This window comes from Streptomyces sp. NPDC086519 (assembly GCF_040686075.1).
Taxonomy (GTDB): Bacteria; Actinomycetota; Actinomycetes; order Streptomycetales; family Streptomycetaceae; genus Streptomyces; species Streptomyces shenzhenensis.
Map to the genome: position 1 here is coordinate 1 of NZ_JBFBJL010000038.1, position 25,889 is coordinate 25,889.

Sequence of the window (25,889 nt, forward strand, 5' to 3'; positions counted from 1 at the left end):
CGGGCCGGCACCCCGAGTGGGTGCCGGCCCGCCGTTCGCGATTCGCCGTCCGGGCCGCCGGCCGTCAGCGGAAGACGACCGTGCAGCGGCCGTTGACCAGCACCCGGCTCTCGCTGTGCCACCGCACGGCGCGGGCCAGCACCTGGGCCTCCACGTCACGGCCGAGCGCGACCAGCTCGTCCGGGGCGTGCGAGTGGCTCACCCGGACGACGTCCTGCTCGATGATCGGGCCCTCGTCCAGATCGGGCGTCACATAGTGCGCGGTGGCGCCGACCAGCTTGACGCCGCGGTGGTGCGCCTGGACGTACGGCCGGGCTCCCTTGAAGCTCGGCAGGAAGGAGTGGTGGATGTTGATGGCCCGGCCGTCGAGCCGCTTGCACAGGTCGTCGGAGAGGATCTGCATGTACCGGGCGAGCACCACCAGGTCGACGTCCAGCTCGCCGACGAGACGCAGCAGCCGGGCCTCCGCCTCCGCCTTGGTGTCGGCTGTCACCGGGATGTGGTGGAAAGGGATGCCGTAGGTGCGGGCCAGCGGCTCGAAGTCGCGGTGGTTGGAGACGATCGCCGGGATCTCGATGTTGAGCGCGCCCGTGGACCTGCGGAAGAGCAGGTCGTTGAGGCAGTGGCCGAACTTCGACACCATGATCAGGGTGCGGGTCGGGGTCGAGGCGTCGTTCAGCCGCCAGGTGATCCGGTGCTCTTCGGCCACCGGGACGAAACCGGTGCGCAGCTCCTCCAGCGAGACGGCGCCGTCCGGGACCTCGAAGTGCACCCGCATGAAGAAGCGGTCCTGCAACCGGTCGTCGAACTGCTGGCTCTCCAGGATGTTGCCGCGGTGGCCGACCAGGAAGCCGGTGACGGCGTGGACCAGACCGGCCCGGTCGGGGCACGAAAGGGTGAGGACGAACTCGTGGCCGGGCTTCGGTCGAGGAGACATGACACCCTCCCAGGATGCGCATCGCGCAACGATATGAGTGATACGCAACATGGTCCAGGCGAGGTGGTCGGCGGGTCAAGGGGGTGCGTTCTATTTGGTGCACCACTGTGTGCGATACGCAACACGTTTCCCCGTCGATCCCGTCGTCGATCCCGTCGATCCCGCCGCTCGGCGAGCGGATGCGCGGCGACGGTCATGCGGAAGATTCTTCCGGCTTCCCGGCGTGCGGTGTCGAACCGGGGGACTGTCGTTCGTGTAGAAGGCGAGAACACCCGCCGCCTCACGACGACCGAGGAGAACATCATGAAGCACTACCTGCTCAGCGTGGTCCAGCCCGCCGGCGCCACCCCGCCCCCGCCCGACGCGCTCGCCGCGATCATGCGCGACGTCGAGGCGTTCAACGACGAGCTGCGCGCGGCCGGCGCCTGGGTCTTCGCGGGCGGGCTGCACGGGCCGGAGACAGCCACGATGCTGCGGCCCGAGGGCGGCGACGTACTGATCACCGACGGGCCCTTCGCCGAGGGCAAGGAGTACCTGGGCGGGCTCTGCCTGATCCGCGCCGAGGACCTCGACGCCGCCCTGGAGTGGGGACGCAAGGCCGCTCTCGCCACCACCCTCCCCATCGAGGTACGGCCCTTCGTGGACCAGCCCTGATGGCGGACGCCGCCGATGTCGAGGCCGTCTTCCGCGCCGAGTACGGGCGCGCGGTCTCGGTCCTCGTCCGCTTCCTCGGCGACATCGACCTCGCCGAGGAAGCGGTCCAGGACGCCTTCGCCACCGCGCTCGACAGGTGGCCCGGCACCGGTGTGCCGCCGAGCCCGGCCGGCTGGATCATCACCACCGCGCGCAACCGGGCGCTCGACCGGCTGCGCCGAGAGTCCTCCCGGGACGCCCGGCATGCCGAGGCCGCCCGGCTGTACGCGCCCGACCCACCGGCCGAGGAGGGCCCAGTGCGCGACGAACGGCTCCGGCTGATCTTCACCTGCTGTCACCCCGCGCTGGCCCTGCAGTCCCGGGTCGCTCTGACCCTGCGCCTGCTCGGCGGGCTCAGCACGGCCCGGATCGCCCGCGCCTTCCTGGTCCCCGAACCCACCCTGGCCCAGCGCCTGGTGCGCGCCAAGGCGAAGATCCGCGACGCGGGGATCCCCTACCGGGTGCCGAAGGACGCCGACCTCCCCGACCGGCTGAACGGCGTGCTGGCGGTCGTCTACCTCGTCTTCAACGAGGGCTACGGCCGCGATCCGGCGCTGTGCGCCGAAGCCGTGCGCCTGGGGCGGCTGCTGTACGAGCTGATGCCGGACGAGCCCGAGGCCGCCGGGCTGCTCGCGCTGATGCTGCTCGTCGAGGCCCGCAGGCCCGCCCGGGAGCCGGCCGGGGGCGAGTTGGTGCCGCTGCCCGAGCAGGACCGCGGGCTCTGGGACCGGGAGCTGATCGCGCAGGGGCAGGATCTCGTCCGGCGGTGCCTGCGCCGCAACCGGCCCGGGCCCTACCAGATCCAGGCCGCGATCAACGCCGTACACAGCGACGCGCCCACCGCCGAGGCCACCGACTGGGGGCAGATCCTGCGACTGTACGACCAGCTCATGGCCGTCGCCGCGAGCCCGGTCGTCGCGCTGAACCGGGCGGTCGCGGTCGCCGAGGTCGCGGGGCCGGCCGCGGCGCTGGACCTGGTCGACGCGCTCGACCTGCCCGGATACCACGTGCTGCACGCCGTCCGCGCCGACCTGCTGCGCCGGCTGGGCCGGGACGCCGAGGCGGTGGCGGAGTACGGCGCCGCCATCGCGCTCACCGACAGCCTGCCCGAACGGGCCCACCTGACCCGGCGACGGGCCGAACTCACCGGCTGATCAGGCGTGAGCCAGGTCGGTCACCGGACCGGGCCGAGGTGACTGACCTACCCCCTTGACCGGTACAGACCAAGTCGGTCTGGGTGCGCCTCACACCCCCCACCGCGGCCGCCTCCTGCTTCCGCCGACCCTCGTCAGGTCCGTGTGCCAGACTCCGTCGATGACCTCCGAAACGATCACCGCGGACGCCTTCGGTACCTGGGAACTCGGCGACCTGCCCGTCCACCGCCTCGGCTTCGGCGCGATGCGGCTGACCGGCAGCGCCGCCTTCCACCACGGCACCCCGAGCGACCGCGACCGCTCGATCGCCGTCCTGCGCAAGGCCCTGGAACTCGGCGTGAACCACATCGACACGGCCGCCTTCTACTTCTCCGCCCTGCGCTCGGCCAACGAACTCATCAACACCGCCCTGTCTCCGTACCCCGACGACCTCGTCATCGTCACCAAGGTCGGCCCCTACCGCGACTACTCGGGGGAGTGGGCGACCTCCGCCCGGCCCGACCAGCTGCGCGGGCACGTCGAGGAGAACCTGCGCCAGCTCGGCCGCGACCATCTCGACGTCGTCAACCTCCGCCGGATGCGCCAGGATTCGATAGCCGAGCACTTCGGCGCCCTCGCCGAACTGCGTGAGGCCGGGCTGATCCGGCATCTCGGCGTCTCCGACGTCGAGGTGCGCCATCTCGACGAGGCGCTGGCCATCGCCCCCGTGGTGTGCGTACAGAACCGCTGGGGACTCGACTCGACGGACCCGGCCACCGGCGAACTGGTCCGCGTCTGCGGCGAACGGGGCATCGCCTTCGTACCGTTCTTCGCCGTCGCGGGCGACGGCGGGGCGCTCGGCGCTACTGACCACCATGACGAGGAGGTTCTCGCCGTCGCTCGCGCCCACGACGCCACCGCCGCCCAGATCCGCCTCGCCTGGACCCTGCACCAGGGCCCGCACGTCCTCGCCATCCCCGGCACCGGCAACCCGGACCACCTGGCCGAGAACGTGGCGGCCGGCGCCATCCGGCTCACCGAGGACGAGCTGGCCCGGCTCGACGCCCTGCGCACCAGCGCCGGTTGACGCTCCGGCTCAGACCGCCCACACCCCGTCCCGCATCACGTGCCGGCCGCGCAGCTCGTGTTCCCCGTGCCAGGCCTGCACCGCGTACGGCCGGATCCGGAAGAAGGCGTACGACGGGCTGTCCCCGCGCGGGTCCCAGCCGGTCTTCGCCCGCAGCGCCTCGGCCGCCGGCTCCGGCACGTCCGCCGGGGAGAAGACGGTCACCTCCCCGTCGAGCAGCACGACGTCCCCCGTGTCGCCGAGCGCGGGCCGGGCCCGGCCGCCGTCGCGCGGATTGCGGCCGGTCGGACTGGTGATCCGGGTGGACAGCCACCCCGCGTCCGCGTGCCAGACGAACCGGAGCGGGACGAGACACGGCAGCCCGGCGCCGTCCGCCGTGGCCACCCAGATGTCCGTCTCCCGTTCCGGACGGGAGAGCACGTCGTGCTTGCGCCGCCCGGGGAACGGGCCGGGCTCGTGATCTTCATGGCGGCGAACCTGCCGGCCGGACCCGTGCCGCGCCTCGGGCCCGCGTCCCAGGTCTCCGGTACCGCGCGCCCAGCGGGAGGATTCCCCGGCCGGCCGGCGGCGGCCCCTCGCATAATGGGCGCACGCCCGGCGGCCGCCGCCGGGCTGACTACACTGCCGTGGACGGTCCGCGGACCGAGGACGAAGAAGGGTGAGGAACCTTCCATGGCCGACGGGAAGGACGAACGCCGGCCCGCCGGCGAACTGGAGGCGAGCGTCATGGCGGCTCTCTGGGCCGCCGGTGCGCCCCAGACCCCCGGACAGGTGCAGCGGAGCCTCGGCACGGACCTGGCCCGCACGACCGTGACCACGATCCTGACCCGGCTGCACGACAAGGGCGTGGTCGAACGGCACCGCCAGGGGCGCGGCTACGCCTACGTCCCCGTCCAGGACGCGCAGGGCCTGACCGCGAAGCGGATGCACACCGAACTCGACCGGGACAACGACCGGGAGACCGTGCTCGCCCGCTTCGTCGCCCAGCTCAGCCCCGACGACGAGCGCGTTCTCAGGACCCTGCTCGAATCCGGCGAGCAACCGGGTACGTCATGACCGCGCTGCTGATCCTGCCCCTGCTGCTGCCGTTCGCCCTGCCGGCGCTCGCCCGGCGGGCCCTCGACCGGCTGGCGCCCGTCGCCGCGCTCTGGGCGGTCACCGCCTCGGCCGTCACCCTCGCGGGCTGTTCCCTGGCCGCGCTCGGCGCGTTCTTCCTCACCGGGCTGCTCACACTGCCGTTCTTCGCCGCGCTCGGTGAGCTGGTCCGGCCCCTGCACACCGCCTCCGACGGTTTCGTGCTGCCGCTCGCGGCCCTCTCGGTCGGCGCTCTCGCGGTGTGCGTCTGGTCCCTCGCGCGGTCGGTGCTCCGGCAGACGCGCGCCTTCCGTGCGGCCCGCACGCAGGCGGGGCGCGGGCCGGCCGCGGGTGACCTGTGCGTCGTCGACTCGCCGTGCCCGGACGCGTACGCGCTGCCCGGACGCCCGCACCGGATCGTCGTCACCACCGGAATGCTGCGCAGTCTCGACGCGGCCGAGCGGGAGGCGCTGTTCGCGCACGAACGGGCGCACAACAGGGGCGGCCACCACTTCTTCCTCGCCGCGGCAGAGCTCGCGGCGCACTGCCACCCGGCGCTGCGGCGGGTCCGGGACGTCGTCCGGCTGGCCGTGGAGCGGGCCGCCGACGAGGCCGCGGCGAGCGCGGTGGGGGACCGGCGGCTGACGGCCCGTGCCATCGCCCGGGCGGCGCTGGCGGGACAGGGCGGGGCCGCCGAGCGGCCGGCGTTCGTGTCGGGCGCGGCGTCCGGGCCGGTGCCGCGGCGGGTGCAGGCGCTGCTGGCGGTGGAGCGTGGGCGGCGGGCCGGGGGGTGGGCCGCGGCGCTGTTGGTGGCGTGCGCCGGGTTGTCGTGTGTCGCCTCCGCGACCGGGATGATCGACTTCCATCATCGGGTGGAGGTCGCGCAGGGGGAAGCGGAGCGGTAGTTCCGGGCGCCGTCCGGCAGGCGCTGGTCCGTTGAGGCTGGTCGCGCCCGGGCGGCGGCACACCGTTTGTCGAAACAGCCCCGCCCCCTGACGGGGCGCTGCGGCAGACGCCTGCCAAGGAGGTGCCCTCGCGGAGAAGGGATTGGCATCCCCCGCGTTTTACGTATAACCTCTCCCGCTAACCGCCCCACCGAAAGGCCCCCATGCGACGCGTCGCCCTGGTCACCCTTGTCGTCGGCGACTACGACGAGGCGATCCGCTTCTACACCGAGGCCCTCGGGTTCCGGCTGGTCGAGGACACGCCGCGGCCCGACGGCTCCCGCTGGGTCGTCGTGGAGCCCGGCGCGGAAGGACACGGCACCGGGCTGCTGCTCGCCCGTGCCAAGGACGAGGACCAGCGCGCCCGGGTCGGCGACCAGACGGGCGGCCGCGTCGGGTTCTTCCTGCACACCGACGACTTCGCCCGCGAGCACGCCCGGATGACCGCCGCCGGTGTGACCTTCCTGGAGGAGCCGCGCCACGAGCCGTACGGCAGTGTCGCCGTCTTCCAGGACCTCTACGGAAACCGCTGGGACCTGCTCCAGCCCGCCGCCTGACCCGACCGCTCCGAACCACCTGCCGAGGACAGCTCCACCATGACTGCTACGCGCGTAGACGCAGACGTGATCCGACGCCTCCCCAAGGCCGTCCTGCACGACCACCTCGACGGCGGCCTGCGCCCCGCCACCCTCGTCGAGCTCGCGGCCGAGATCGGTCACACCCTGCCCACCGGCGACCCGGACGAGCTGGCCGCCTGGTATGTCGAGGCCGCCGACTCCGGCGACCTGGTCCGCTACATAGCCACCTTCGAGCACACCCTCGCGGTGATGCAGACCAAGGAGGGGCTGCGGCGTGTCGCCGAGGAGTACGTCCTCGACCTGGCCGCCGACGGGGTGGTGTACGGCGAGGTGCGCTACGCGCCCGAGCTGAACGTGAAGGGCGGCCTCACACTGCACGAGGTCGTGGAGAGTGTGCAGGAGGGGCTCGCCGCCGGTATGGCGAAGGCCGCCGCCGCCGGCACGCCCGTGCGCGTCGGCACCCTGCTCTGCGGCATGCGGATGTTCGACCGGGTCCGCGAGGCCGCCGAGCTGGCCGTCGCCTACCGGGACGCCGGGGTCGTCGGCTTCGACATCGCCGGTGCCGAGGACGGCTTCCCGGCCGCCGACCACCTCGAAGCCTTCGAGCTGCTGCGCGGCGAGAGCGTGCCGTTCACCATCCACGCCGGTGAGGCGTTCGGCCTGCCCAGCATCCACCAGGCGGTCACGGCGTGCGGCGCCCAGCGCATCGGGCACGGCGTCCGCATCACCGAGGACATCGTGGACGGCAAGCTCGGCCGCCTCGCGAGCTGGGTGCGCGACCGCCGGATCGCCCTGGAGATGTGCCCCACCTCCAACCTCCAGACCGGTTGCGCCACCTCGATCGCCGAGCACCCGATCACCGCGCTGCGGGAGCTGGGGTTCCGGATCACCCTCAACACCGACAACCGGCTGGTCTCGGGGACGACGATGACCCGGGAGATGTCCCTCCTCGTGGCCGAGGCGGGCTGGACCGTCGAGGACCTGCGCACGGTCACGGTGAACGCCCTGAAGAGCGCGTTCATCCCGTTCGACGAGCGCAGGGCCCTCATCGAGGACGTCGTGCTGCCGGGCTACGCCTCCGCGCTCTGAACCAGCCCCCGCAGATAGGCGGCCTGTCCGACGTGCTGAAGGTCGTCGGACAGGACGCTCACCAGCCGTACGCCCAGCGTGACCGGCGGATCGAAGCGGGTGTCCACGATCCGTTCGAGGTCCTTCGCGGGAAGCTCGCGCAGCACCCCCAGGGTCTGTTCGTGCACCGCGTCGTAGTAGCCGGTCAGCAGCCCGGCGGAGTCCACCGTGACCTTGGCGACGTCGGCGGGCGTATGGCCGTACCCGTGGTCACGGGGCGGCAGGTCGAGGCCGAAACGCTTCTCCCAGCCCTGGGTCAGCCACACCTGGTCGAGGTCGAAGGCGGCGGCGACGTGGTCGTCCTGGATCCGGGTGAGGTGCCAGACCAGCCAGGTGATGGAGTTGGCGTCGGGCGCCGGGCGCCTGTTGAGCAGGTCGGGGTCGAGGCCGTCGAGGGCGGCGTGGACTTCTTCCTGGATGCGGCCGAAGCCGTCGATGAGGATGTCCCTTGCATGCATGCGACCACGATCGCTCATCGGCGGTCGCCATGCGTCCCGAATCCAACTTCCGTGAAATCCCGGCGCCACCCGGCCCGGCAGGCACACCCGGCCCGGCAGGCACACCCGGGCCGGCAGGCACACCCGGGCCGGGTGGCTCGCCCGCGAAGTCCCGCGCGGCGAGGACCAGCAGACCGGCGGCTTCGTTCACGAGTCCGGGCCGGCAGGGGGCCGCGGGGTCAGGAGGGGCAGGGCCCGTCGGGGGGTGTTGCCAGGCCCCCTGTTTCGAGGAGGGTGATCAGTGCCCGGGCCGCCGGGCTGGTGGCCGTCTCGGGCGGCAGCAGGGCGACCGTCTCGTACGCGCTCTCGTCCGTGTCCTTGAGCGCGAGCGCGGCCAGCGCGGGCCGCTTGTGACGGAAGTGGCGGGGGACGACGGCGACGCCGAGGTTCTCGTCGACCAGGTCGAGGAGGCTGTGCACGTCGTTGACCTCCAGCGCGACCGTCCGCCGCACGCCCGCCGAGGCGAAGGCCGCGTCGGTCGTGCGGCGCGGCCCCCAGTCGGGGTGGAAGTCGACGAACACCTCGCCGCCGAGGTCCTGCGGGGTCACGGCCGCGCCGCCCGTCGCCAGCCGGTGGCTGGGATGGCACAGCACGGTCATCGGCTCGCCGGTGAGGGACACCGAGCGCAGCTGGTCGGTGTCGTCCTGGGTGCGGTAGGCGAAGGCCAGGTCCAGGCGGCCCGCCGCCACCTCCTCGGCGAGCGCGCCAGAACCGGCCTGCCGCAGCCGGATCTCCACATCGGGGTGCCGGCGCCGGAACGCGGCGAGCAGCCCCGCCACGTGCACCCCGGCGATGCACTGCTCGGTGCCCAGGGCGAGTGTCCCGCGCAGCACGCCCTGCACGGCGGCCACCGCCTCGTGCGCGGAGCGCACCTGGGCGAGGATCCGCTCCGCCTCGCCGAGCAGCGCCCGGCCCGCCTCGGTCAGCGTCACCCTGCGGGTCGTCCGCACGAACAGCGGCGCCCGCAGCTCCCGCTCCAGGGCCCGGATCGACGCCGACAGACCGGACTGGGACACCATCAGCCGTTCGGCGGCCCGGGTGAAGTGCTGGTCCTCGGCGACGGCGACGAAATGCTGGAGGTGGCGCAGTTCCATGATTGAGAAGACTAGCCGCACAATTCCATCGGATTCTCCTGTTGGACCACTGCCCGCGGCTCGGGAAAGAGTGGAACCGGTGGATCCTGTGCCAACCCCTCTGGAGTCGCGTTGTACACCGCACACCCCGACCGCTACGCCGACATGCCCTACCGCCGCAGCGGCCGCAGCGGCCTGAAGCTCCCCGCGCTGTCGCTCGGCCTGTGGCACAACTTCGGGCCCGACCGGCCCGTGACGACCCAGCGCGCCATCCTGCGCCGCGCCTTCGACCTCGGCGTCACCCACTTCGACCTGGCGAACAACTACGGTCCGCCGCCCGGCGCCGCCGAGTCCGCGTTCGGGGAGGCACTCAAGGCGGACTTCGCGGGCTACCGCGACGAGTTGGTCATCTCCACGAAGGCGGGCTACCTGATGTGGCCCGGCCCGTACGGCGAGTGGGGTTCGCGCAAGTACGTGCTGTCCTCGCTGGACCAGTCCCTGACCCGGATGGGCCTGGACTACGTCGACATCTTCTACTCGCACCGCCCGGACCCGCAGACTCCGCTGGAGGAGACGATGGGCGCCCTGCACTCGGCGGTCCAGCAGGGCAAGGCGCTCTACGTCGGCATCTCCAACTACTCGGCGGAGCAGACCCGCGAGGCCGCCCGGATCCTGGGCGAGCTGGGCACCCCGCTCCTCATCCACCAGCCGCGCTACTCGATGCTGGACCGGCGCCCGGAGACCGAGGGCCTCCTGGACGCCCTCGACGAGCTCCAGGTCGGCTCCATCGTCTTCTCCCCGCTGGAGCAGGGCCTGCTCACCGGCCGCTACCTCGACGGCATCCCCGAGGGCTCGCGGGCCGCGAGCGACAGCCCGTTCCTGAACTCGGACGCGGTCACCGAGGACCTGGTCGCCCAGTTGCGCGACCTCGACGAGGTCGCCAAGGAGCGCGGCCAGACCCTGGCCCAGCTCGCCCTGTCCTGGGTGCTGCGCGGCGGCCGGGTGACCTCGGCGCTGATCGGCGCGAGCAGCCCGCAGCAGGTCGAGGACTGCGTCGGCGCCACTCGGAACCTCGACTTCGACGCGGAGGAACTGGCCCGGATCGACGCGATCGTCAACCGGTGACCGGCGCGGTCGTCAACCGGTGACCGGTGCGGTCGCCAGGCCGGTGACCGGCGTGCCCGTCAACCGGTGACGCGTCCGGTGAGGCGGGCGCACACCGTGTCCCCCTCACCCTTCCGGGCCGCCCCGCGGACGCGCCGGCCCGCACGGGAAGCTCGTGCCCGCCGTCGCCCAGGGCGAACTCCGGAAGGGGCCCCGTCGGCCGTCCCGCGGATCCTGGCGAGGCCCCGGGTGCCGAAGAGCGCGGCGGACCCGGGCCGGACCGCGCCGGTCCGGCCGCCGTCGGCGGGGGGTGCGGCGCAGCACGGCGGTGAACCCCCGCGTCCGGCCGCGGGGTCGTACGCATGCCGGTCCTCCGCTCGCGGTGGTCTCTCTCGTCGGGGAGACCGCCGCGAGCGCGCGAACTCATCGCGGGCGGCGGTTCACGCCCCGGCCGGAACCCGGTCCAGGAAGCCCAGTACCCGGAGGATCCGGCCGTCCTCACCGAGCGTCACCACGTCAAAACCGGCCACCGGAGCCGAACCGTCCGCCTCGTTCACCAGCTCCCAGCCGAAGCGAGCCGTGTCGTGGTGGCCGTCGACGGCCCCGAGCGGACGGAACACGAAACCGGGGAACTGCTCGTGCGCCGCCGCGATCACGGCCGCGATCTGCGCGTGTCCGGTGACATCGGCGAGCGGGTCGGTGTAGCTGCCCTCCGGGGCCCAGGCCTCGGCGACGGCCTTGCCGAGCGCCTCGGGCTCGGTGGCGTTCCAGGCCTCGAAGTAGCGGGCGGCGGCGGTCTGGTGACGGTCGGTGTTCACGGACATGGCGAATCAGCCTCCATTGAGGTTGTCATTGCTGGTCAGGAGGCGGATCGCGGCTTGCGGCGACCCGCCTGGACAACCATGCCCCGGTCCGCGTGACGGGTCGATTACCCCTCGGGTAATGAAGGCCGGCCGGGACAGCTCGCGCATTTCGGCCAAACAGAGACGGGAATATGCCAGGAGACTGGCCGGAAAGATGTGGTGACAGTGTTTCGAAAGTGAACATACTCGAATGTCAGGAGCACTTCACCGCACAGGAGCCGCACGGAAACCCGGCCGCGACGGCACACCGGCGAGCTACGGGGGAGTGATCGTGCACGACGAATTCCTGTGCCATGTCACGGCCTACGGCATGTGCGGCGGGCAACGCATCGGCGTCCCGCTCGGCACCTACCGTGCGCCGACCCTGGCACTGGCGCTGTGGTGGTTACGGGACCGGGCCTCCTGGATCGCGGAACGGCTCGACCCCTTACCCGAGAACCCCAGATTCCCGCAGGGGGCGCTCGTCCCGGTCGCGGGGTCCGTCTCCGACGTGCCCGGACTGCTCCGCGCCTGGTGTGCCGACGTGGCCCGGCAGGAACTGGTCGCCGACGAACTGGCCGACGGGCGGCTGGTGCGGATCGCGGTCCAGGACGACACCACCGAGTACGAACTGCTCGCCGAGTCCATCGACGCCCTCCGGATGCAGCGCACCATCCCGGCTCTCGTCGTCCCCGTCGCCTGATCCGCGATAGCCACCGCCCGGACGGCCCTGGCCAGGCATACAACGGGGCAGATCGGTAGAATTCTGGCCATGGTGGAGCGGCCGGTCGCCTCGACCGCGCCCGAACTCGTCCTGGAGACCGACACGGGATCCACGGTGATGAGCCCGGGCCGTGACTACCGCGTCGGGCGGGACCCGTTGAGCGACATCGTCATCGACGATGCCCGGGTCTCGTGGCACCACGCGGTGCTGCGGCCCGTCGAGGGCCACTGGACGCTGGAGGACGAGCAGAGCACCAACGGCACCTACGCCGACGGCCGCCGCATCCGGGAAGGGGAGGTCGGACCGGGCACGGTGATCCGCTTCGGCAGCCCCGCCGACGGGCCGTCCGCCGTCCTGAGCGGCCGCCCGCCGCGCGCCGCGGACCGGCCCTCCGTCGTCTCCATGCCCAGCCGCACCGGCACCTTCCGGCAGCCCTCCTCGGTACGGCCGCTCCCGGCCCGCACGGTCCGCATCGGCCGCGCCGCCGACAACGACGTCGTCGTCGACGACCTGATCGTCTCCCGCCACCACGCCGAACTGCGCGCCCACCCCGACGGCGGCCACGAGATCGTCGACCTCGAAAGCCACAACGGCACCTACCTCAACGGCCGCGCCGTCACCCGCGCCCTGCTCGGCCCGCGGGACGTCGTCGGCATCGGCCACTTTGCGTTCTGCCTGGTCGACGGCCGGCTCCAGGAGTACGTCGACACCGGCGAGGTCTCCCTCGACGTCCAGGGCCTCACCGTCGCCGTCGACCACGGCCGCAAGATCCTGCTCGACCACGTCTCCTTCCCGGTAGGCGAGAAGTGCCTGCTCGCCGTGGTCGGACCGAGCGGCGCCGGCAAGTCCACCCTGCTCAACGCGCTCACCGGCCAGCGCCCCGCCGAGCACGGCACCGTCCTCTACGACGGCCGCGACCTCTACCGCGACTACGCCGAACTGCGTCAGCGCATCGGCCTGGTCCCGCAGGACGACATCCTGCACGTCCAGCTGACCGTCCGCAGCGCCCTCACCTACGCCGCCGAACTGCGCTTCCCCGAGGACACCGCGAAGGCCGAGCGCCGACGGCGGGTCGACGAGGTCATCCGGGAACTGGGCCTCGAACAGCGCGCCGAACAGCCCGTGCACAGCCTCTCCGGCGGCCAGCGCAAGCGGGTCAGTGTCGCCCTGGAACTGCTGACCAAACCGTCCCTGCTCTTCCTCGACGAGCCGACCTCCGGACTCGACCCCGGGATGGACCGCTCGGTGATGAACATGCTGCGCGGGCTCGCCGACGACGGCCGTACCGTCATCGTCGTCACCCACAGCGTTCTCAGCCTCGACGTGTGCGACCGGCTCCTGGTCCTCGCGCCGGGCGGCCGGACCGCCTACTTCGGGCCGCCCGGCGACGCCCTCGGCTTCTTCGGGTTCGACGAGTGGCCCGAGGCCTTCGAGGCGTTCGAAGGGGACACCGGCCGGGACTGGGCGGGGGAGTACCGCGCCTCGTCCCTCCACCGGAAGTACATCGTGAACTCCAGCGCGCAGCCGGTCGTGCCGCGCTCCGGGCCGGTGGCCACGGCCCCGCCGCCCAGACCCCGCAGCTGGGGCGCCCAGTTCTCGACCCTGGTGCGCCGCTACACGGCCGCGCTGGCCGCCGACCGCACCTTCCTCGCCATCATGATCGGGCTGCCCTTCGTGATGGGCGCGATGGTCCGGGCCGTCGCCGGCCACAAGCTCACCGCCGACACCGCGACCGACGTGCTGCTCCTCCTGTGCGTCGGGGGAGTGCTGGCCGGGATGGCCAACGCGGTGCGCGAACTGGTCAAGGAACGCGTCATCTACCAGCGCGAGAGAGCCGTCGGCCTGTCCAGATCGGCGTACGTGATGTCGAAGGCCGTCGTCCTCGGCACCATCACCGTGCTCCAGGCGATCGTGCTCACCCAGGTGGGCCTGGCCGGCGTCGGCCTCAACGCGCCCGGCGGGCGGGGGGTGCTGATGCCGCCCCTGCTGGAGATCACCGTCGCCGTGGCCGTGCTCTCCTTCACCGCGATGATGCTCGGCCTGCTGATCTCCGCGCTGGTCCGCAAGGAGGAGGTGACGATGCCGCTGCTGGTGCTGCTCACCGTCGTCCAGGTCGTCTTCTGCGGAACCCTGCTGAAACTGAACGGCGTCCCGGGCCTCGAACAGGTCGCCTGGCTGGTGCCCTCGCGCTGGGCGCTCGGCGCCATGGCCGGCACCGTCGAACTGCACCGGATCGTGCCCGGCCCCCTCACCGCCGACCCCCTCTTCCGGCACTCGGCGGGCGTGTGGCTGCGCGACATGATCATGCTGGTGGTGCTGTCGGCCGTCTTCGGCTGGGTCCTCTCCCGGCTGCTGCGCCGGCACGAACCCGCCGTGATGCGGAAGTAGGCGACCGATGACCACGAGGCCAGGATTCCGGCCCACCCATGTCGTCCCCGCCGACGGCATGGCCGCCTGGGAGGCCCCCGACCCGACCCGGCCCACCGTGCCGCTCGACGCGCTGCTGCCGGTGCAACTCGTGGAACGCCTCGGCGACTGGGCGCACGTCAGCTGCGCCAACGGCTGGTCCGCCTGGGTCGACGGCCGCTACCTCGTCGCCGTGCCCCACGACCCGCCCGTCACCGGCGGTCCGCCCGGCGAGGCCACCGACCCGCGCCCGCTGCTGGCCCGCGCCGCCGAGGCGCTCACCGGCTACCGGGCCGCCGTCGAGGAACTGGCCGCCGGCGGCCTCGACGGGGAGGCCTTCCGCGGTCGTACTCACGGGCTGCGCATCGGCGTGGTGGTCGACGGGGAGTCGATGTGGCTCTACGACCCGGCCCGGGGCCGCTGGCTGTACGGCGACGGGCGGCGGATGTCCACCTACGTCACCGACCGCGCGGAGCCGGGCGGTCACGGCCCGGGTCACGATCCGACCCGGGTGGTCGCCACCGACGGGGACCGCTGATGTCCGGCGGCGCGGATCCGCTCGCCGAACCGGCCGGAAAGGCGGTCACCGGCCACCTGACCGGGACCCGGCTCGGCCGCGGCGGCGTGGCCGCCGGTTCTCAGGCCGCCACCTCGCCCCGCCGGTGCACCGGGCGGGCCAGCAGCGCGCCCAGGAACCCCGCGACCAGGCCCCACAGCACCCCCAGGCCGACCGCCGACCACAGCACGGGCTCCAGCCGCAGTTCGCCGGACAGGTTGCCGCCCAGATCGCCGATGCCGAGCAGAGCGAGGCCGTAGTGGGCGGCGATCCGGCCGGCCAGGCACAGCGTCAGCATCGTCAGCGCGAGGGCGACCGCCAGATGCAGGGCGTGCTGCCAGGCGCGGATCCGGGCCGGGGAGCGGGCCGCCATCAGGAACGCGGCCGCCGCCAGCAGCACCGCCGCCGCCCACGCCAGCCACCACCAGCGGCCGTCGTGGGCGGTGATGGTGCGCAGGTTCAGGGTCGCCATGTCCGGAGTACCCAGCACCTCGGTGAGCACCTTCGGCACCGGCAGCCCGAACGGGCCGTCGACCCTGCCCTTCCAGGTGGCGCCGAGCCCGAGCGTGAGGGCCAGCCAGGCCAGGTTGGGCAGCCCGAGCAGGATCACCGCGAGGGTCTGCCTGGCATGCCCGCGGGTCACCATCGTGACCAGGGCGATCACCAGGGCGAGCACGACGTACGCCAGCACGAGGGCGACCATCGCGTAGGCCGCCGGGCGCACCGAGGCCTGGAAGCGCAGCAGCCGCCCCGGCAGCGGCGCCCCGCGCGACACCAGCAGCGCCAGCAGCAGCATGCCCGCCAGCCACAGCAGCCCGAACCCGGCCGTCCGCGGCACGTCCGTCGTGAAGCCGGCCCGCGGCGCTGCGTCGAGCGCGCCGGTGAGATCACCGAGCACGCCGTTGCCGACGTCCACCGCGAAAGTGTGCCGGGCCCCGGACGCGAGGCCGATCGACGCGAGCAGCCACAGCACCGCGATCCGGGCCGCCCACCCGGCCAGCTCCCCGGCCCCGGCCACCGCCCGGTGCCGCAGCGGCCGCAGGAAGCCCCCGGCCGCCACCAGCGCCCCGACCAGCGTCACCGACAGCGGTACGACCGTCAGCCCGGCGTTCGTCCGGGCCAGTTCACCGGCGTTCCCCGACAACTCGACGGTGCCGCCGACAGCCGTCACCACGGTCGCCAGGACCACCGGCCGGAACGCGCCGTTCGGCAGGTCCGCCGCGCCCGCCGCCCACAGCCCCGCGGCGGCCACCACCAGCATGGCGACCGACGTGGCCAGCACCACGGCCAGGGCCGCCGGCCAGCCGTGCCGGGCCGACGGCCGGCCGGCCGGCGCGGCCGCCGGCCGCTCGGAGGCGATGTGGGGGCGCACGCTGTCACGCTAGGCAACACCCGCACACCCCGCCCGCCGGGTGGGCCGTCCGCGTCGGCTTGCGGACGCTACCGGCCCGGCGCACATTGGGCTGGATGTGCCCCGAATGAAGCATTTTTCTGTGCTTGTCGTTTACCGCACCGGGGAGATGAGCGCGTGAGCGTCGAACCGCCGTCGTCCGGCCGCCCCACAGGACCCCCGGCGGGCCCCTTGTCCGGGGCCTCCGGGCCACCACCCGCCGGACCCCCCTCGCGGCCGCCGGCAGGCGGCGACGGCCAGGGCGGAGAGCCGCACCAGCCGTGGTGGAGGTCGGTGCCGCGGATCGCGACGCTCACCACCGCCGTGCTGGTCGCCGCGGCCCTGGCCCTGGTTTTCACCCGTTCGGGCGGCAGCTCGGGCAGACACGCCGAGGTCTTCCTCCAGGCCGCCAACAGCTCCGGCCAGGACCCGTTCACCGAGTCCACCGCCAAGAACAGCGCGGCCGCGCCGCTGTCCGCGGCCCCGGCCGCGTCGACGGCGCCCGCGAACGAGGTGCGCGGGGTCGACGGCGGCGCGCCCGGCCTCTACAGCGGCACGAAGAACAGCGCCAGCTGCGACGTCGAGCAGCAGATCAGGTACTTCCAGGGCGCGCCCGACCGCAACCGGGCGTTCGCCTCACAGGCCGGCGTCCAGCCGTCCGGCGTCCCCGCCTATCTGCGCTCCCTCACCCCCGTTCAGCTGCGCGCGGACACCCGGGTCACCGCCCACGGCTACCGCGACGGCAGGACGACCACCTACCAGTCCGTCCTCCAGGCGGGCACCGCCGTCCTGGTCGACGGGCACGGTGTGCCCCGGCTGCGGTGCGCCTGCGGAAACCCGCTGGCCCCGCCGGTCGCACAGCAGACCACACCGAGGACCACCGGTGCCGCCTGGCCCGGCTACCGGCCCTCGAACGTGGTCGTCGTCGCACCCGCCGCACAGGTCATCAAGGTCTTCGTCGTCTTCGACCGCGAGCACGACGACTGGTTCGGCCGCCGGCGGGGCGACCACACCGGCCGGCACGACCGCCCGGTGCGGCCCCCGGCCGATCCGAACCCGCTGCACCCGCCCGCCTCCTCCGGCCCGTCGACGCCGCCCGGCTCCGGGAACGGCTCCGAGTCGCCCCCGTCGAACTCACCGTCCTCGAACACCCCGTCCGCGCAGTCGCCGGCCTCGAAGCCGCCCTCGGCCGAGCCGCAGTCCTCCGCGCCGCCCTCGTCGGCGCCCCCGGAGAACGAGAGCGGGTCCCCCCGCACGGAGTCCCCGAAGAACGAATCTCCGGCGTCGCAGCCCCCGCAGTCGCGGGGGCCGGCCCCCGCGCCGCCGTCGTCCGCCCGACCGCCCTCGGCGCCGTCGGCCGGCCCCGAGTCCGCGGTGTCCTCCGCGCCCGCGGCGTCCTCCGCGCCCGTTGCGTCCTCGGCCCAGCAGGCACCGCCCAGCCCGGCCGCCCCCGGCTCGCCGGCGGTGTGACCGACGCGACGTTTGTGTGCGCGGTCGGCGAACACTCCTGGGGACTGCCGGACCGCACTCGGGGTACGAGCATGGATGCAACCGACCGGCCGGGGCCGGCCTCCTGGAGAGAAACGCATGATCGAACACCTGGGCGGGGCAGTGATACCGACTGGCTTCGACGTACCTGTGGAGCCGCTGCGACGAGCGGCGCACTACACCGGCGAGCCCGGCTGCATCGCCGAGGCGCGGGACTTCGCGGCCCGCTTCCTGGAGCAGCTCAGGACCGAGTGGTGTGCCGCGATCGACCCGCGGGCCGACGGCGAGCTGCTCCTCGTGGTGAGCGAGCTGGTCACCAACGCCGACCGGCACAGCAACGGCCCGTACATCCTCGAACTGGAGGGCACGGACAGCGCGGTCCTGGTGTCCGTGTACGACAGCAGCGTCGCCCTGCCCCGGCGCTTCCCCAGGGACCCCCAGCGGGTCGGCCGGCACGGACTGGAGATAGTCCACGCCCTGGCCGCCGAGGTGAGCGCCGAACGGGTGCCGGTCGGCAAGCGGGTGCGCGCCCTGGTGCGCTTCCCCCGGTGAGCCGCCCCTCCGTGAACTGCCCCTCCCTGAACTGCCCCTCGGGTCACCGGGTCACCACGGGCGCCGCCCCACGCGCCGGTGCGGGGCAGCGCCCGTGACCCTGCCGTCAGGCGCAGCCGAGCTCGCCCAGCATCCCCTGACGCAGCCGTGTGATGATCCGCTTGATCAGGCGGGAGACATGCATCTGGGAGCAGCCGAGCCGCTCGCCGATCTCCGCCTGGGTGGCCTCCTCCACGAACCGGAGGTGGATGATCTCCCGGTCGCGTTCGCTCAGCTCGGCCATGAGCGGGGCCAGCGACTGGAAGTCCTCCACGAGCCGCAGACCCTCCTCCTCGACCCCGATGAAGTCGGCCAGCACCGCCTCGCCGTCCTCCGGGCCCTCCCCGGTCAGCGCGGCGTCCAGGGAGGAGGAGTTGTAGCCGTTGGAGGCCAGCTGGCCCTCGACCACCTCCTCCTCGGACAGGTTCATGAGCGTGGCGAGTTCGGCGACCGTCGGGTCCCGGTCCAGGCGGCTGGAGAGCTCCTCGCGCGCCTTGGCCAGCTCCACGCGCAGCTCCTGGAGGCGGCGCGGTACGTGCACCGCCCACGTGGTGTCACGGAAGAACCGCTTGATCTCGCCCACGATGTACGGCAGTGCGAAGGAGGTGAACTCGACCTCGCGCGACAGCTCGAACCGGTCGATGGCCTTGATCAGGCCGATCATCCCGGTCTGGACGATGTCCTCCATGTCGTCGCCCCGGTTGCGGAACCGTCCCGCCGCGAACCGCACCAGCGACATGTTCATCTCGATGAGCGTGTTCCGGGCGTACTGGTACTCGGCTGTGCCTTCCTCCAGCTCACCAAGCCGCTGGAAGAACTGACGGGACAGCTCGCGTGCGTCACGCGGGGCGACGGTCCTCGGGTCCTCGATTCCTGGCAGTGCCCCCTCCGGCGTCCACGCTTCGACGGGGTGAGCGGTGTTCACTGCTTCCGACCGGATCCCGGCGGTGTTCATGTCCTCTCCCAGGTCACTCACGTTAGGCGCTGCCTCTTCGGCCGGGGGCACCCCGGCCCTGTCCAGGTATCGCCCAGGCCCGGGTACCCCGAACCGGACGTCTCATGCGTGCCTCGAAGCCCGGGTACCCGGGGTGACGCGACGCATGCGTCCCGTTTCCCGACGTGGCGGAAAAGAGCCGGTGCCGTCCGTGGACCAGGTGGCTACCCTCCGACGCGCACGGCCGTGATCAGCTCGTGCCAGTACCGTTTGGTGACGACACCGTCGTACCGGGAGTCGATCAGTTCCCGCACGCAGCCGAGCAGCCCGTTCCGGGCGGTCTCCGGGAGCGCGCGGTGGTTGGAGTAGGTGAGCAGTACGTCGAGGTACTGGTCGGTGGTGTACGTGATCTCCTGCGCGTGTCCGTGGACGGCGACGTCGGTGAAGTGCGGGGAGCCGGTGAACTCGGTGGTGTCGGTCGCGAGGTCCGACTCGCGGGTCTGCCGCAGCCCCGGCGGGGTGGCCGGATCCCAGCGCTCATAGCACTCCTGGACCTCGGCGAAGAAGTCCTCGGTGCCGCCCGCCACGTGGTGGGTGGCCACGACCCCCAGCAGCCCGCCGGGGCGCAGCGCCCGGGCCGCCTTCGGCATCCGCAGGGCGGGGTCGAGCCAGTGGAAGGCGGTCGCGCACACCACCGCGTCGAACGGCTCCGGCGGCAGCCGCCACTCTTCGAAGGCGGCGACCACCACGTCCACCCCGGGGTACGCCGCGAGTTGCCGGCGGGCCACGGCGGCCATGCCCGGGCCGATCTCCACGGCGGTGATCGAACAGCCGGATCCCGCCAGATCCACGGTGAGCTTGCCGGTGCCCAGGGCGATCTCCAGCACCCGGACACCGGGCCCGGCCCCCGTGACCTGGACCAGCTCCTCGATGAGCGAGGCGGGGTAGCGGGGCCGGGCCCGCTCGTACCGTTCGGCGTCCTGATCGAAGATGTCCCGCAGCGTCGGGTCGTCCACCCTGAATTCCCGTGCGTCCACGCAGGCAGGATGCCGACGCCCCGCCCGCGGGGCCAGCGCTTTTCGCGGGCCCCGCGGCCGGCAGCGCCCCGCTCCGCCTTGTGCCGCAGCGGACGCCGGGGTTCGGCCGGGAACACGGAGAGGTCATGGTGGGGATGCTGGAAGCGGTGGTCGGTTGTCCGCGGGTCCGTTGTGGTCCGACCGATGAGTTTCCTGGCGAGCACCGGTCGGTACACATGACCGCGTTCCCCGCTCCCAGGAGGTGCCCATGGCCACCGAGGGTTTCACCACGTGTCTCTGGTTCGACGGACAGGCCGAGGAGGCCGCCCACTACTACGTGTCGGTCTTCAAGAACTCCAGCATCGGGCGCGTCGGCCGGTACAACGAGGCCGGGCCGGGAGAGGCGGGCTCCGTGCTCGCCGTCGACTTCACGGCCAACGGGCAGAAGTTCGTCGCCATCAACGGCGGCCCGCAGTTCAAGTTCAGCGAGGCGATCTCCTTCCAGATCTACTGCGACGGCCAGGAGGAGGTCGACTATTACTGGAACAAGCTCACCGAGAACGGCGGCGAGCCCGGACCCTGCGGCTGGCTCAAGGACAGGTACGGCGTGTCCTGGCAGGTCATCCCGGACGGGCTGATCGAGATGATCGGCGACGCCGACCCGGAGAAGGCCACGCGCACCACGCAGGCCATGTACTCCATGGGCAAGCTGGACATCGCCGCACTGAAGAAGGCCTACGCGGGCGAGTGACCCGCACACGGACGAGGGGCGGTGCACCCCGGCCCGGGCACAGCCCCTCGCACCCGCTCCGCCCGGATCAGACCCGGTCGGCCACGATCAGCAGGTACTGGAAGCTGCCGTTCTTGTACGCGGTCAGGAACGCGTCCTCGATCCCCGTCACCAGGTGGTCGGCCTGCTTGCGCAGTTCCCAGTACGGGATCGTCGCCTCGGTGAGGTCCTCCACATGCACCGGCACCAGCCGGTTGGCGGCCATCGCCCGGAAGTACTCCGACCTCGGATGGATGTCGCAGATGTAGTGCGCGTTGATCAGGGACACCTCGCGGGAGGCCTGCCCGTAGGTGTTGTTGTAGCAGCCGGTGATCGTCACATAGCGGCCGCCGCGGCGCAGCAGCCGGGCGTGCTCGGCGAACAGCAGTTCCAGCTCGACGTACATCGTGGACTCGTTGTTCCACGAGGCCGCGTAGGCGGCCGTCTCGAAGCCGGTGTCCAGCATGTTCCGGTGGTGGTAGCGGACCTTGTCGCCGACCTCCCGCTTGCGGGCCATCTCGTTGGCGAAGTCGGCCTGCTTGGCGGAGATGGTCACCCCGTCGGCGTGGCAGCCGTAGCGCAGGTTCGCCACGATGCTGCCGCCGCCGCGGCCGCAGCCCGCGTCGAAGACCCGGTCGGCCGGTGTGAGGGCGCCGAGGTGGGAGGCGAGCAGCTCGGCCTGGGCGTGCTCCAGGCGGTGCAGCTCACCGGTGACCCGTTCCTTGCGCAGCGCCGGGTCCGTCTCGTCGAGTACCGACCAGTCGGCCTCACCGATGCCGTAGTGGTGGTGGTACAGGTCGTCGATCCTTCCGAGTTCGAGGTTGACCGGGTTCTCCTCGGCGTTCCAGTACTCCGCGACGCTGTTCTGGTACCTGGACTGGGTCGGCACCGGGGCTGACGTGGTGGTCTTCCGAGTGACAGGGGCAGTGGTCAACAGGTTCTCCTCGAAGTGTCTCTGACGTTGTCTCGGATTGGCTCGGTGGCTACCAGTAGTCGGGCAGGTGGTAGCGGCTGGTGTTGGTGGCGTGCCACTCGTGGTTGCCGGAGACCCAGGCGGCCAGCCCCTCGGCGTAGCGCGCGATCAGCGGCGAGGTGGCGGCCAGCGCGGCCGACTCCTCCTCGAAGGCGTCCATGATCCGGTTGTGGATGCCGACCGACTTCAGATAGGCCGCCTTCAGCCCACGCCGGTCGTTGGCGGCCACCACCCTGGGCAGGTTCAGGTGGTCCGGGTCGCTCGCCAGCTCTTTGGTGAAGGAGTACAGGTCGTTGACGATCGTGGTGGCGTTGCAGGCCAGGGCCGTGATCCGCTGGATCTCCGGGCGGGCGTAGAGCTGTTCGGGCAGTTCGTAGCCGTCCACCGCGTCCACGATCGACAGACACGGCCGGAAGTTGTTGAACTGCCGCATCACCAGGTACTCCCAGATGCGCGGCATGTACCCGGTCTCCATCCACGCGGCCTCGCCCAGGTACCCGAGGTGCAGCCGGGCGACGTCGTGCACGAACCGGTCGGTCTGGCTCGGTGTGGCGAAGCTCGCGAAGTCCGTGAGGGCGAAGTGGTACGACCGCAGCGGACCGTCGGCCCGGATGCCCTCGCGCCACTCCTCCTCCAGTTCCGGGATGCCGTGGTAGGGGTCGAGCGCCGACTGGGCGATGATCAGCGGGCCGCCGAGGCCCCGCCGGGATCCGCCGCGCCCCTCGTCCTCCTCGCAGTAGCAGGAGTCCACGATGTTCTCGGCGAGCAGCAGCTTGCCGGCGACGGTGAGCCGGTCGAGGTCCAGGCCGCCCGGATGCTGGAGGACCACGGCCCGGCCGAACTGGAAGCCGGAGAAGTCCCCCTTCCAGGCCGCGGGGAACAGGTCCAGCTCGCGGGCCCAGGCCTCCAGCCGGCGGTCGAGCTCGGCGGCCTTCTCCGGGTCGGCGGGCACGGCCGGCCGGTAGTGCAGTGCGGGGACCGCCCCGGTGCGTCGGGCCGGGCGCAGCCGCTCCGCGATGTTCGGCGGCCCTGGCAGGGTGTAGGAGGTGGTGGCTGTGCTCATGGATGTGCTCCAGGCCGTCAGTCGGCGGTGCGGCCGAGCTGGACGTTCTCCAGGATCCCGGCCGCGTCGGGGACCAGGATGGCGAGCGAGTAGTAGGCGGTGACCAGGTAGTTGATGACGGCCTGCTCGTTGACGCCCATGAAGCGGACGTTCAGGCCGGGCTGGAACTCCTCGGGGACACCGGTCTGGTGGAGGCCGATGACCCCCTGGTCGGCCTCGCCGGTGCGCAGCGCGATGATGCTGCTGGTGTGGTCGTCGCTGATCGGGATCTTGCTGCACGGGTAGATCGGGACGCCGCGCCAGGCCGGGATCTCGTGCCCGTCGACATGGGTGGAAGGGGGCACGAGCCCGCGCCGGTTGCACTGCCGGAAGAAGGCCGCGATCGCCTTGGGGTGCGCCAGGATCACCTTCGTCTTGCGGCGCATGGAGATCAGCTCGTCCAGGTCGTCCGGGGTCGGCGGACCGGTGAAGGAGCTGATCCGCTGCCCGTAGTCGATGTTGTGCAGGAGCCCGAACTCCCGGTTGTTCACCATTTCCCATTCCTGGCGCTCGCGGATCTCCTCGACCGTGAGGCGCAACTGCTGCTGGGTCTGGTCCATCGGGTGGTTGTAGAGGTCGGCGACCCGGGAGTGCACCCGCAGCACGGTCTGGGTGAGCGACAACTCGTACTCGCGCGGCGCGAGTTCGTAGTCCACGAAGCCGCCCTGGAGGGTCGGCTCGCCGGTGTGGCCGGCCTGCACCGGCACCTCGGCCTCGCCCTTGCGGTTCATCGGCAGCCGCTGCCGGTCGACGTAGGCCTGGAGGTGGGCGCCGAGCGACGGCACCCGGTCCATGACCTCCTCGACGACCGCCCAGGGCAGCGCGAGGACCACACCCGCCGTCTCGGCCCGGACCGAGGTGAGCCAGAGCGGATCGGTCTGGCCGAGCGCCTCGTCGCCCATCTGGTCGCCATCGGTGACGACCCCGACGACCTCCTCCTCGCCGTACCTGCCGGCCGCGTACCGGGTGAGCCGGCCGTGTACCACCAGGTAGGTCTCGGTGACCGGCTGCCCCGCCTCGAACAGCACCTGTCCGGCGCGGATCTCGCGGGGCCGGAAACGGCCGGCGATCTGGGTCAGCGCGTCCAGGTCGTCGTAACCGCGCAGGATCGGCAGTTCGGTGAGGGTCCGCGGGATGACCCGGATGTCGTCCCCGCCGTTCTGCTCGAAGCTCACCCGGCCCCGCCCGGTGCGCAGTTGGAGGCGCCGGTTGACCCGGTAGGTGCCGCCCTTGACGTCCACCCACGGCAGCGTCTTCAGCAGCCATCGGGAGGTGATGGCCTGCATCTGCGGTGCGGACTTGGTGGTGGTGGCGAGCTGGCGTGCCGCCCGGGTGCTCAGGCTGGTGAGCTGCCCGTCGGGGGTGGGATCCGGCTCGGGCTCGTCGACGGCGGAACCGATGACGCTGTCCGGTGTGGACACATTCCCTCCAGCAGAGAGGTGAACAACGGTGACCCGGCAGGCCGGTGGTGTGCGAGGTGGTGGTGCGCACCGACAAGCCAAGCAGCCTTGGTGATCTACGGGTACGGCGCGAAAGGGGCAGTTGCCTGCCTTAGTTGTGCAAACCCGGCGTTCGGGGTGGAAAGGGTTGCGGTTCCCGGGTCGCGCGCCGGTCGCCCGCTCTCGTGCCCCGGCCGGCCGCCGGGGGCTCAGGAAAGGTCGTTCACCAGTACCGCGGCCCCGTCGAAGCGCCCGGCCTTCAGGTCCCGCAGCGCTTGCGGGGCCTGGGACAGCGGGTAGGTGTGGGTGGTCGCGTGCACGCCGTGCCGCTCGGCGAGGGCCAGGAACTCCCGTCCGTCGGCACGGGTGTTGGAGGTGACACTGCGCAACTCCCGCTCATAGAACAGCTCGCGCTCGTAGTTCAGCGGCGGCACGTCGCTGAGGTGGATGCCCGCGACCGCCAGCACCCCGCCCCGGTCCAGGGCGCGCAGCGCGACCGGCACCAGGTCGCCGACCGGCGCGAACAGGATCGCGCTGTCCAGTGGCTCCGGCGGCGCCTCGTAGGCGTCCCGCGCCGAGGCCGCGCCCAGCTCCACGGCCAGCCGCCGCGCCTCGGCACCCCGGGTGAGCACATGCACGCGCGCGCCCTGGGCGAGCGCCACCTGCGCGCACAGGTGGGCGCTGCCCCCGAAGCCGTACAGGCCGAGCCGCCCGCCCGGCGGGAGCGACGCCCGGCGCAGCGCGCGATAGCCGATGATCCCGGCGCACAGCAGCGGCGCGAGCGCGACGTCGGCGAGGGCGCCGGGCAGCCGGTAGGCGAAAGCGGCCGGCACTGTGGTGTACTCCGCGTAACCACCGTCGGCGTCCCAGCCGGTGTACTCCGAACGCGGGCACAGGTTCTCGGCGCCCCGCAGGCAGTACGCGCACTCCCCGTCCGTATGCCGCAGCCAGGCCACCCCGATCCGGTCGCCGACCGCGAAGTCCGCCACCCCGGCGCCCAGCCCCGCGACCACGCCGACCACCTCGTGCCCCGGTGTCACCCCGGGCCGCCGCACCGGCAGATCACCTTCGGTGACATGCAGATCGGTGCGGCACACCCCGCAGGCCCGCACCCGGACCAGCAGTTCGTCCGCGCCGGGCACCGGCACCGGCCGCTCGACCAGCCGCAGCGGATCCGCCTCGACCGGTCCGGGCCGCTGAACCGACCACGCCCGCATCACGTCCGCCATACCGCGCCCCGTCCGCCGAAGGCCGCCGACTCTCTTCCCAGTGTCCGCCTCGGTCCGGCGTTCGGCGCGCGGGCGGAGGGCCTGGTGGCCGGCGTATCGGAGTACGGCAGTTGCTCCCCGGCCCACGCGAACGGCAAGGCGTCGCCGCCGTCGTGCCGACCGTGCCCGGTCAGGAGGGCAGC

The 25,889-nt window shown here is 72.4% G+C and carries 26 protein-coding genes; 14 read left to right on the forward strand and 12 right to left on the reverse strand.

What is annotated here, in order from left to right:
• Positions 1-64: 64 nt before the first annotated feature.
• On the reverse strand, positions 65-937 hold the full coding sequence (gene purU / locus AB0P24_RS30290) for a formyltetrahydrofolate deformylase (protein WP_365799505.1): 873 nt from the start codon (positions 935-937) through the stop codon (positions 65-67).
• Between the two features lie 303 nt (positions 938-1,240).
• Between purU and AB0P24_RS30295 the strand changes: the two genes are divergently transcribed.
• The 3 genes from AB0P24_RS30295 (at position 1,241) to AB0P24_RS30305 (ending at position 3,850) form a co-directional block, all read left to right on the forward strand.
• Complete coding sequence (locus tag AB0P24_RS30295; RefSeq protein ID WP_365799507.1) at positions 1,241-1,591, forward strand: YciI family protein; 351 nt, start codon at positions 1,241-1,243, stop codon at positions 1,589-1,591.
• Positions 1,591-2,784 (forward strand): RNA polymerase sigma factor, encoded by a 1,194-nt coding sequence (locus AB0P24_RS30300; protein ID WP_365799509.1) that lies wholly within the window; start codon positions 1,591-1,593, stop codon positions 2,782-2,784. Before AB0P24_RS30295 ends, AB0P24_RS30300 begins: the two co-directional genes overlap by 1 nt.
• Positions 2,785-2,944: 160 nt before the next feature.
• Positions 2,945-3,850, forward strand: coding sequence for an aldo/keto reductase (locus AB0P24_RS30305; protein WP_365799511.1), 906 nt, complete (start codon positions 2,945-2,947; stop codon positions 3,848-3,850).
• A 9-nt stretch (positions 3,851-3,859) separates the two neighbouring features.
• Here AB0P24_RS30305 and AB0P24_RS30310 read toward each other — a convergent pair whose 3' ends face one another.
• Entirely contained in the window at positions 3,860-4,270 is a 411-nt protein-coding gene (locus tag AB0P24_RS30310; RefSeq protein ID WP_365799513.1) for a pyridoxamine 5'-phosphate oxidase, read from the reverse strand.
• A 252-nt stretch (positions 4,271-4,522) separates the two neighbouring features.
• Here AB0P24_RS30310 and AB0P24_RS30315 point away from each other — a divergent pair, with 252 nt between their 5' ends.
• The 4 genes from AB0P24_RS30315 to AB0P24_RS30330 all read left to right on the forward strand — a co-directional run bounded on the left by AB0P24_RS30315 (position 4,523) and on the right by AB0P24_RS30330 (position 7,535).
• Positions 4,523-4,906 carry a BlaI/MecI/CopY family transcriptional regulator gene (locus AB0P24_RS30315; protein ID WP_365799515.1) on the forward strand — a complete coding sequence of 128 codons (384 nt, stop codon included), beginning with the start codon at positions 4,523-4,525 and terminating at the stop codon, positions 4,904-4,906.
• Positions 4,903-5,829, forward strand: coding sequence for a M48 family metalloprotease (locus AB0P24_RS30320; protein ID WP_365799517.1), 927 nt, complete (start codon positions 4,903-4,905; stop codon positions 5,827-5,829). The genes AB0P24_RS30315 and AB0P24_RS30320 overlap by 4 nt, the downstream gene beginning before the upstream one ends.
• Positions 5,830-6,032: 203 nt before the next feature.
• Complete coding sequence (locus AB0P24_RS30325; protein ID WP_365799519.1) at positions 6,033-6,425, forward strand: VOC family protein; 393 nt, start codon at positions 6,033-6,035, stop codon at positions 6,423-6,425.
• A 39-nt stretch (positions 6,426-6,464) separates the two neighbouring features.
• Positions 6,465-7,535, forward strand: coding sequence for an adenosine deaminase (locus AB0P24_RS30330; protein ID WP_365799521.1), 1,071 nt, complete (start codon positions 6,465-6,467; stop codon positions 7,533-7,535).
• On the opposite strand, the gene AB0P24_RS30335 is transcribed toward AB0P24_RS30330, so the two are convergent.
• Both AB0P24_RS30335 and AB0P24_RS30340 read right to left on the reverse strand, forming a co-directional pair.
• Positions 7,517-8,032, reverse strand: a complete 516-nt coding sequence (locus tag AB0P24_RS30335; protein WP_365799523.1) for a DinB family protein — start codon at positions 8,030-8,032, stop codon at positions 7,517-7,519. The two genes, AB0P24_RS30330 and AB0P24_RS30335, sit on opposite strands and share 19 nt — an antisense overlap.
• A 218-nt stretch (positions 8,033-8,250) precedes the next feature.
• The gene (locus AB0P24_RS30340; protein ID WP_365799525.1) at positions 8,251-9,165 is read right to left on the reverse strand and encodes a LysR substrate-binding domain-containing protein; all 915 of its coding nucleotides are present in this window, start codon (positions 9,163-9,165) and stop codon (positions 8,251-8,253) included.
• A 111-nt stretch (positions 9,166-9,276) separates the two neighbouring features.
• Between AB0P24_RS30340 and mgrA the strand changes: the two genes are divergently transcribed.
• Positions 9,277-10,269 (forward strand): L-glyceraldehyde 3-phosphate reductase, encoded by a 993-nt coding sequence (gene mgrA / locus AB0P24_RS30345; protein ID WP_365799527.1) that lies wholly within the window; start codon positions 9,277-9,279, stop codon positions 10,267-10,269.
• A 419-nt stretch (positions 10,270-10,688) separates the two neighbouring features.
• Here mgrA and AB0P24_RS30350 read toward each other — a convergent pair whose 3' ends face one another.
• Positions 10,689-11,072 carry a nuclear transport factor 2 family protein gene (locus AB0P24_RS30350; RefSeq protein ID WP_365799529.1) on the reverse strand — a complete coding sequence of 128 codons (384 nt, stop codon included), beginning with the start codon at positions 11,070-11,072 and terminating at the stop codon, positions 10,689-10,691.
• Positions 11,073-11,382: 310 nt separating this feature from the next.
• Between AB0P24_RS30350 and AB0P24_RS30355 the strand changes: the two genes are divergently transcribed.
• The 3 genes from AB0P24_RS30355 to AB0P24_RS30365 all read left to right on the forward strand — a co-directional run bounded on the left by AB0P24_RS30355 (position 11,383) and on the right by AB0P24_RS30365 (position 14,758).
• On the forward strand, positions 11,383-11,793 hold the full coding sequence (locus AB0P24_RS30355; protein ID WP_365799530.1) for a hypothetical protein: 411 nt from the start codon (positions 11,383-11,385) through the stop codon (positions 11,791-11,793).
• A gap of 69 nt (positions 11,794-11,862) precedes the next feature.
• Positions 11,863-14,202: an FHA domain-containing protein gene (locus tag AB0P24_RS30360; RefSeq protein WP_365799534.1), complete on the forward strand. Its 2,340-nt coding sequence runs from the start codon at positions 11,863-11,865 to the stop codon at positions 14,200-14,202.
• Between the two features lie 7 nt (positions 14,203-14,209).
• A complete protein-coding gene (locus AB0P24_RS30365) occupies positions 14,210-14,758 on the forward strand; it encodes a hypothetical protein (protein WP_365799536.1) in 549 nt (182 codons plus the stop codon).
• A 100-nt stretch (positions 14,759-14,858) separates the two neighbouring features.
• On the opposite strand, the gene AB0P24_RS30370 is transcribed toward AB0P24_RS30365, so the two are convergent.
• The gene (locus AB0P24_RS30370; protein WP_365799538.1) at positions 14,859-16,148 is read right to left on the reverse strand and encodes a streptophobe family protein; all 1,290 of its coding nucleotides are present in this window, start codon (positions 16,146-16,148) and stop codon (positions 14,859-14,861) included.
• 156 nt (positions 16,149-16,304) lie between these two features.
• Between AB0P24_RS30370 and AB0P24_RS30375 the strand changes: the two genes are divergently transcribed.
• On the forward strand, positions 16,305-17,636 hold the full coding sequence (locus AB0P24_RS30375) for a DUF6777 domain-containing protein (protein ID WP_365799540.1): 1,332 nt from the start codon (positions 16,305-16,307) through the stop codon (positions 17,634-17,636).
• Positions 17,637-17,753: 117 nt separating this feature from the next.
• Positions 17,754-18,206 (forward strand): ATP-binding protein, encoded by a 453-nt coding sequence (locus AB0P24_RS30380; RefSeq protein WP_365799542.1) that lies wholly within the window; start codon positions 17,754-17,756, stop codon positions 18,204-18,206.
• A gap of 106 nt (positions 18,207-18,312) precedes the next feature.
• On the opposite strand, the gene AB0P24_RS30385 is transcribed toward AB0P24_RS30380, so the two are convergent.
• Entirely contained in the window at positions 18,313-19,200 is an 888-nt protein-coding gene (locus AB0P24_RS30385) for an RNA polymerase sigma factor SigF (protein ID WP_365799653.1), read from the reverse strand.
• Between the two features lie 203 nt (positions 19,201-19,403).
• Complete coding sequence (locus AB0P24_RS30390; protein WP_365799544.1) at positions 19,404-20,216, reverse strand: class I SAM-dependent methyltransferase; 813 nt, start codon at positions 20,214-20,216, stop codon at positions 19,404-19,406.
• A gap of 247 nt (positions 20,217-20,463) precedes the next feature.
• On the opposite strand from AB0P24_RS30390, the gene AB0P24_RS30395 reads away from it, so the two are divergent.
• Positions 20,464-20,946, forward strand: a complete 483-nt coding sequence (locus AB0P24_RS30395; protein ID WP_365799546.1) for a VOC family protein — start codon at positions 20,464-20,466, stop codon at positions 20,944-20,946.
• A 67-nt stretch (positions 20,947-21,013) separates the two neighbouring features.
• Here the strand turns inward: AB0P24_RS30395 and AB0P24_RS30400 are convergent, their stop codons facing one another.
• From AB0P24_RS30400 to AB0P24_RS30415, 4 genes are all read right to left on the reverse strand, one after another.
• Positions 21,014-21,898, reverse strand: coding sequence for a geranyl diphosphate 2-C-methyltransferase (locus tag AB0P24_RS30400; RefSeq protein ID WP_365799548.1), 885 nt, complete (start codon positions 21,896-21,898; stop codon positions 21,014-21,016).
• A 49-nt stretch (positions 21,899-21,947) separates the two neighbouring features.
• A complete protein-coding gene (locus AB0P24_RS30405; protein ID WP_365799550.1) occupies positions 21,948-23,000 on the reverse strand; it encodes a family 2 encapsulin nanocompartment cargo protein terpene cyclase in 1,053 nt (350 codons plus the stop codon).
• Between the two features lie 17 nt (positions 23,001-23,017).
• Positions 23,018-24,460 carry a family 2B encapsulin nanocompartment shell protein gene (locus AB0P24_RS30410; protein WP_365799552.1) on the reverse strand — a complete coding sequence of 481 codons (1,443 nt, stop codon included), beginning with the start codon at positions 24,458-24,460 and terminating at the stop codon, positions 23,018-23,020.
• 227 nt (positions 24,461-24,687) lie between these two features.
• Positions 24,688-25,695, reverse strand: coding sequence for a zinc-binding alcohol dehydrogenase family protein (locus AB0P24_RS30415; RefSeq protein WP_365799655.1), 1,008 nt, complete (start codon positions 25,693-25,695; stop codon positions 24,688-24,690).
• Positions 25,696-25,889 lie beyond the last annotated feature (194 nt).